Source organism: Rothia nasimurium (assembly GCF_049068285.1).
In the GTDB taxonomy this organism is placed as follows: Bacteria; Actinomycetota; Actinomycetes; order Actinomycetales; family Micrococcaceae; genus Rothia; species Rothia nasimurium_I.
The window spans coordinates 49,868-57,707 of sequence record NZ_JBLKPV010000014.1 but is presented as its reverse complement, the minus strand read 5'-3'; the positions used below and the strand labels follow the sequence as shown (position 1 = coordinate 57,707).

At 54.7% G+C, this 7,840-nt stretch carries 3 protein-coding genes; 1 reads left to right on the top strand and 2 read right to left on the bottom strand.

All coding sequences use genetic code 11. From position 1 onward, the window contains the following. Together ACMXX3_RS10975 and ACMXX3_RS10970 are read right to left on the bottom strand one after the other, a co-directional pair. Nucleotides 1–4,038, bottom strand: a 4,038-nt coding sequence (locus ACMXX3_RS10975) for a DNA methyltransferase (RefSeq protein WP_421084748.1), incomplete at its 3' end; no start/stop codon positions are given. Nucleotides 4,039–4,067: 29 nt separating this feature from the next. Further along, nucleotides 4,068–6,992, bottom strand: coding sequence for a helicase-related protein (locus ACMXX3_RS10970; protein ID WP_421084747.1), 2,925 nt, complete (start codon nt 6,990–6,992; stop codon nt 4,068–4,070). Nucleotides 6,993–7,195: 203 nt separating this feature from the next. On the opposite strand from ACMXX3_RS10970, the gene ACMXX3_RS10965 reads away from it, so the two are divergent. Then, nucleotides 7,196–7,837, top strand: a complete 642-nt coding sequence (locus tag ACMXX3_RS10965) for a hypothetical protein (protein WP_421084746.1) — start codon at nt 7,196–7,198, stop codon at nt 7,835–7,837. Nucleotides 7,838–7,840: the final 3 nt, after the last annotated feature.

Here is a 7,840-nt window from a genome sequence, read left to right as displayed (position 1 = left end):
TGTAGAGCCGACAGGCTGGTAGGAGGTGCGGGGGATGAAGTCTGCGGGGAGGGCTTCAAGGTCAATCTCGGTGTAATCCAAGTTATTCTTCATCGAAGCATTAGGCTGCTTGGCAAAAGGATTGGCCACAGAGAAGAAGGGGCCCTGCAAGATGACATCCGCCCAGGACTCATTGACCTTGGAGCCAGGTTGGAAGAGGTTCCGTTTTCTGTCTGCTGTTTCGTGCCAGCCAGCAGAATACTGCACACCAAGTTCACGCACACGAGGGGCCACCGAAAGTTTCTTCAACACCTCAGAAGATCCCTTGTTAACCGCATAGACCATTCGGGCCTGATCAGCCGGGGTACCCGGCTCATCCAGGATAGAAGCCCAGGTAGCCAGTAGGTTCAGGTCTACGGTGACAATGCGTTCTGGGTGGGGGCGGGTATCCCAATTGTTCTTGTCGTCTTTGAGGGCTGGGACGAAGTCGTAGGTTCCGTGGGCGGTGAGTTTGGTGACGGTGTCGGGGTGGTAGAGGGAAGCTGCCATATCAAACCGGATATCAGTTTGAACTCCGGAGTAGATATGGATTCCAAATGGGTTATGGTGATCAATTTCAAAGAGCTGGAGCTCATTAACGAAGTGCCAGTGTCTTCTTAGCCTGTGATAGGCAGCTGATCGGAGCTGGGCGGCCTTCTTCTCGGTGAAGTGGGATTCGGGGTGGATCAGGGATACCACTCCTCTACCGGAGTTGTTTTGCCAGGTTTTGACCATGAAGGCCCGGTAGAGGTCAGGTTGCAGTCCGTTTAGTAGGGGGTAGGTTGCCTTGTGGGAGAGGAACTCTGAGGTGGCTGCTATACCCGTGGCTGAGTCTGTGAAGAAGCGGGTGTGGGTGGGGTCTTGGCGGGCTTGGTTGACATAAGAGCTCTTATCGGCATTTGTCGCCTTATTGGCCAGCTGCCACCAGGGGTGGTGCTCCGCCATTATAGCGTTCTCATCCCACCGGGGGCGCACCCAGGGCGGGTTACCCACCTGCAAATCAAAACCGCCACGGGCAAATACCGCCGCAAAATCAAGCTCCCAGTGGAAGAAGCCCTGATCCTGAGCGATCTGCTCGCACACTTGCAGCCAGGGGTACCTCTCAAGCACAGCCTCAACTGGCTGGGCCCCGCTCAGCAACAACACCTCGTCCTCGTAGGCATCAAGCTCAGCCCAGTCAGACGGAATCGTCGCAGTAAACCGCTCAGTCTGCCTAGCCTTCTTGCTCAGGGTCGACCCCATCAGCTCACGCAACGCAGCCATCCATTCATCAAAACTCGGGGGCAAAACCTTCACAGTCTTCAGATAACTACCGTCGGCCTGCTGCACCACGTTCAACAAACCGGCGGCGTCATAACCACCCATATCAGGCTTAAGACCAGCCTCAACCTCCACCTTCCGGCGGTAGGCATCAAACTCCTGCTGACTGGCCCTTAGAGTGGTCTCACCGGCGTCCACAGGCCAGAACCACAGGGCACACCAGGCGTCCATGACCCGGCGCAAACGACGGTAGGCCGAACCTGTCTCACCCAGCTTAGCCTCAATAGCCTGACGATGAACCCGGCTCTCATGTGCAACCTCCGGCGCCCCAAAATAATCAATCCGGCGGGAGCTCTCACGCTCAGCAACCCGCATCCGCTGCAGGGTAATACCCCACAGCTCTTCAGCCCGCTCCGACAAATCAACCAGCTGATTATACTCATCCTGCTTGAACAGCTTAGGAAGCTTAGCCACCCAGGACTTCAGAGCCTTCTGCTCATCCAAGGCAAGCTTCGAATCCTTCAGGGCCTTAGACTCCCCCACTGCCGCCCAGCCATTAGAGGGCAACACAAACTGGAAAACCTTACCGGCCGTTGCAGGGTCAGTCACGCTCAAGCCCTGATGCTCATCAATAGCAGCAGCTAAACCGGTGGCCGGAACAGCAGTCGGCTCATGCTCATTCCAGTAGGCTACCTTCGGCAGCTTCTGCTTATTCCTGCGCACCAGCTCCGCCTCAGAATACACAGCCCGACGGGCCCCAATCAGGGAGTTGCCCCGTCGCAGATGCAGGCCAAACCAGGGGGCGTGAAGCCCCGGGTTCATGGTATCCAGCCAAAGAGAAATCTCAGCTAACTCAACGGCTGTTGCGTTAAGGTCAACCCCATACACCTGGTGCAAGGCAATCTGAGCCTTAACCTTCTGGTATTCCTCAGCATACCGGTCAGGTTCAATCGTCTGCCCGGTCTCCTTCTGCTTCCGCTTCAGGTACTCGGTAGCCAGCTGTCGGGTAGCCTCCACGACGAAGGCGCCCGACCCCAGGGCAGGCTCGCACACACTCAACTTCAGCAAGTCGTCCGCCGGAGTCTCATCATCAATCAACTCTTCAAGCGCCTGCGACACCACAAATTTGGTCAGAACTTCAGGGGTGTAGTAGGAGGCACTCTGTTGCCGTTCACGGCCCGCAAGCCGGAAGACAAAAGTACCTGGCTCGTACACCACCCTTTCGGGGAGGCCGGTATCCTCGTTATCCCTCGTCACAAACGACTTCTCAAAACCTGCTTGAATCAGGTCGTCGGCCTTCTCCTGGTTAACCACCCAGGACCCGCCCTCAGCCTTGCCGTCCTTCGCCACCTCATACAGGCGCTCAGTGGCAATAAAACCGGTGTAAGACATCAGGCCCTCATACACCGCACCCAGCTGGTTGATACCCAGGTCAGCATAGGAAATAAAACCACGTTCTTTATTCTTCCCCGCCTTGGTCATCAGCAGGTTAGCAAGAACCTTTTGCAACTCCTCGTTGGACAGCTTAGTCTCATCAATCAGGGCCGTAGCTGCAGGGCTAAACAGGTCAGCCTCAAGCGGCTCAAACCGCAGAAGCGGCTCCTCATTTTCATTCGCAAAGGTATGGTTATAGCCGCGATTGACCTTCGAAAACAGCAAATCCAGCGACTGGTAAAGGTGGGTCCCCTGCTTAGCCTCCGGAGAATGCAGATCAACCAAAATCAGCTCCCGCAAACGGTCCAGGCCATAGCCCTCCTCATAAATCGGATCATGGGCAGGGACCACCTGCATCTCGGGAGAAGCCTCAGCATAAAGCAAGAAGAGAATCCGGTACAGGTAACGCAAGCTCTGACGAGCTAGATCCTGAGCATCCAGGTGCTCAATCTCTGCCCCCCGCCCCTGAGCCCGAAGCCGGGCCACCACGTCGTTGGCCAAAATTTCAATCGACAGACGAATACCCTCACGCAGCTCAGACGAAACACCAACAGTGTGCTTTACAGAGGCCTCCAGGACCCCGTCCCACCAAATATTATGCTGGGCATCAAACGTCAGCTGAGGACGTCCCAAACAGGCAAGCACATGCGCCAACTCGCCCTTAGACTTCTGATCATTTCGCTGCAGGGCAAGGTACAGGTTCACCGCCAGATAACGTCCCTCAGCCCAGCGCTCCTGCTCAGCCAGAAGAACCCAATGGCCAGCCAGCACCAGCACGTACCGTGGCGCATCCTCTGCCCGGAATATAAAAGACAGAGCCGACTGGACGCTCCAGCTCTGGGTCACGTCCCCCGAAGCCTTATGAATAATAACCTCATGGGCCAGCCTAGAAACCTCAGAATCAAGCAGCTGATCCACACCAGTGACAGGGTGGGCCTCCAGCACCAGGGTTTCCCCTTCAGGAGCCACCCAAGCATGCTCAAAACTCACCTTCTGGGCAACTGATTCCACAGTTGCTCTATCCAGCAAAGCCCCACCAAACCCAAGGGCCGAACGAATGTCGGCATACACAGCCGCCATCTCGCTCGGAAGTTGACCTGCACCCACCTGAGTCTCATCAAACTCAACCGCAGACAGCAACCTCTCCAACCTGCCACGGGCAGCTTTAAAACGCGACCAGGAAGACTCACCCCCCTCGTCGTCCTGCTTCCACTGCTTTTCAAGATCGATCACTTGCTTCACAAAGGACTCCTGTTTGGCGTCCGTCCTGAAAAAGTGCTCAGAAATCCAGTCTTCTCCAACCACCAGAGAATCAAAAATAGCCATAACCCTTAACCTTCACCTAACTAGAAAAACTACTCGCCCTGCGGGAAAACCAACAGCAAGGGCCGAATCAAATGCTGCGACGGCTCCAGCTTCTCAGCCAGCTGCCGCTCCTCATCAACCCGGACGCCCTGCAACTTCAAGGCAGCTGACCGGGCAACCCCAGGCAACATCCCCTGGCGATCAGCCCACTGATCAATCCGGCTCTTCCATAAATCCTTCAACCTAGTAGCAGCCTGATCAGCTGAAAGCTTTTGCATCGACTCAAACGTCTCCTGGGCCACGTCAACCGCAACGCCCATCATGCGGGCCAGCTCGTCCTCACCCGGTAGCTCCACCGGGCCGGGATTCATTGACTCAGCAGTCAGACCGATGCCGTCCAGGTAAGCCCGGATATCAAGCACCGGCGAACACATGGCTGAGGAGCCCATAAAGGTAGCCTCATAAAAAGACCGTTGCATAATCTGGCCGTTCTTATTCATATAGGTACCCAGCAGCAACATGGTCGGGGCATCCACATCCGCCCGGACGGCAAGAATCTGCTGGCGGGCCACAGTACTCAGGACGCGGTCGCTCGCCCAATCAAGAACCGGGTGCAGGGGCGACAGGTAATGGGCCTCAGGCCAGGTGCCCGCCACTCCGCTGAACTTAGACTGGGACTTCTCCCCCTCCCGAGCCGCAATCAAAGACTGCTGGCCCCGCTCAGGGGTTGTAGCCAAAACCAGTTTCTCCATCACCTGACGGGCCTGCAGGTAGGTCTGAGGCAGGACTCGCAACCTCTTCCGTAAATCAGCAGGTGGAACCATCTCCAGCTGGGCAGCTGAGGGGAACTCTTCCCATTCAAAACCACCGCGTTCCACAGCATCAGACGGCACAGGAACCATCTCTTCAACCGCATCCCGCAAGAAATCCAGAGACGACTCGTACAGGGAAGCATCAACATAATCCTCAGCCTGTCCTGGTTCGCTCCCACCCGGTTGGGGGGCTTCTTCAGCGTCATCGAGATCGAAACTTGCGAAGAAATCATCGAAGTCGCTACCGCCAGTCAGCCAGGCAGTATTAGCGTCTAGCTCTTGCACCTCAGCAAAAGTTTCAGCCTCAGTCTGCTGATCCTCCAGCACCTTGATAATTTCCTGCTCCTCCCGGTGGGCGCTCCACTGCCCCATCAGAGACGCTGCCGATCCCAAGGCCTCGTGCGCCTCATGTTCACGCTCCATAAGACGCCCCAACACCCGGATATCGCCGCGGAATTTCTCATGGGTCGGGTTCAGCAGAAGGGTCACAATTTCAGGGTGCTCCTTCTGGCCATAACGGTCAATACGGCCGTTCCGCTGCTCAATACGAATCAACGACCACGGAATATCGAAATGAACAAGGTGATGACACTGGGCATGGAGGTTCACGCCCTCAGAAGCGACATCGCCGGTCACTAACACCCGAACAGGAGAGTTCTTCATCTTAAAACTCTCAATCACATTCTGCTGGGTCTGGTCATCCAAACCGCCATGCAGAACGTCCACCTGCTCAGGCTTCAATTTCAGGGCCTTTTGGAGCTCCGACTTAAGCCAGCCTAAGGTGGCAACACGCTCAGAGAAGATAACAACCCGAGTAGCGGACTTAGAACTGATTCCAATCTCTTTCAGGTACCCAACCAGAGCCTCAAGCTTTGACGACCCCTCGTCCTCAGCTCGTTCAGCCAGTCCCTGCAAACGACGAATAGCGGCCAGTTCCCGGCCCTTCTGGCTATCCTCAGGTACGACATCAACCCCAGCAGCGAGGGTATTTGCCCGGTTCCTCAAACTCTCCTTAAAAGCCGCATTCGACGACAAAAACGCCTTTGCCAAAGTCCAGGCAGATAAGCGGTCTTTTGCCACAGGTTCCCGGCCGTCGCCCGGATGCAACCACACCTCAGCTAGCTCCTCAGCAATCGCGTTCTCAGCCGCAGATGCCTGCACCAGCCGATTCACCGGCTCCTTTCGGGTCTTCCAGTCATTACCTACATACTGGGCAACCTCCGGTGAATTACGGTGCCGCCTAATCACCAAACGATCCAAGGCCTCCGGCTGCACCTTCCCCTGAGCGTCAACTGCTGTCGGATCCAACAGACGAATCAGCTCAGCAAACGACTCCGCCCTACCGTTATGCGGCGTAGCCGAGGCCAAAATCAAAGCGTCAGTGTTAGGGGCCAGGACACGAGCCAATTGATTGTTTTGCGTACCAGCGTTCGTCAGATTGTGGGATTCGTCAATCACTACCGCATCCCACTGGACCTTTCGCAGATGATTCAGGTACTTCTGGCTCTTTAAGGTATCCAGAGAAACAATAGCCCGCTTAATCACCGAGAAGGGGTTCTTTGTTGAAGGAACTTCCTGCCGTATGCGCTGAATACCAACTGAATCAAGCCGTACTAGGGGCAGGGCAAATCTGGTCCAAAGCTCATGCTGGAACTGTTCCAATACGTGAGCAGGGGCAACGACCAAAATCCGTTCACCCCGCCCACGCCTGATGAGCTCACTCAAAATCATGCCGATTTCCAGCGTCTTACCCAGCCCAACCGCATCCGCCAGCAGAATTCGGGGACGGATATTGTGGGGGTCAAGTGCCTTACGTACCGCAGCCTTCTGATAGGGCAAAGCATCCAGCATCATCTGGTCGGCCATAACCGGTTCCCCACAGGGCAAGGGCACCTGGGTTTTTCTCAGGGTCGCTTCCAGCCAGAGACGTGACCTCTTATAACGGGAGGAATCGTCAGCCACCACCTTGGTCAGGCGGGGATCCTCAACCTCAATTGTGTCAATCTCAGGATCATCAATGAAGGTTGCTTCTGTATCCCGCACCAGCTCAGACAAACCAATAACATGCACAAGCCGCTGGTCTCCTCGTGATGAAACCTGGGTAACAAGCCAGCTTTCGTCACGGACACGAACCAGGGAACCAGGAGCAATCTGCTGAACCATGAACAACTCTCTTACATAGTGACTTACCAAACTTAATTCTAGAGGTAGCCCCCAACAGAACCGACCAGGCCAGGGCAGGCGCGTCCTCCCTACATCGGAGTTACCTGCCCTAAACTACACGTGCTCAGTAGTTGCCAGGTTTTCATAACAATAAGCACAATCTGCCAGGTTGTATGATAAATCTAGACGAAAGGAGCATTCACGTGACCACACCAAAACCTGGCCCGTTTATTGGAGCTTCTGGGGCTGTGTATCACTATTCCAAAACTGCAGATTATAAAAAGGCAGCACAATCACGTTGCTGCAGACCACTTTCTGATGCTTTTTTAGAATGGCACACCTATTGGCACCTTGCACATGAAGGGGTTACAGAATTAGTTTTGTGGCTTAAGGCCCTTCCAACCATCGCGCAAGAAAGGGTACTTGGGCAGCTTGAAGCTTTATACGACGACGCAGCGGCTGGCCGCCTTGATCCAAAAGACCCAGGAGAGCCTATCAAAGCAATAGACCAGGGGCATGATTTCTACGAGTTACGACAAGTATTCAACGATTTTGGTACAGCCACAAAGTTATTCCGGCAATATCATGCTGAACCATCAATAGGCGATGTGGATAACTTACTTGTTACCAGCCACGTACATTTCAAACAGATAGATAACCTAACAGCCAAAGAGATTGCCCGCCTGCAGACTCAGCATATTCAACAGGCAGTAACACGGTTTTCATTGGGACAGTCTTCCCACTGGGGCCTCAAAATAGTTGAAAAGAAACCTCTTAATTCTCTTCACCCTCTTGATCTCATAGAACAACTCGTCTTTGACTCAGATTCACCAGGCGTCAAATAAATA

Coding starts and splice junctions, on each gene's coding strand:
- ACMXX3_RS10970 (WP_421084747.1), bottom strand. CDS start 6,992: ATGGTTCAGCAGATTGCTCCTGGTTCCCTGGTTCGTGTCCGTGACGAA.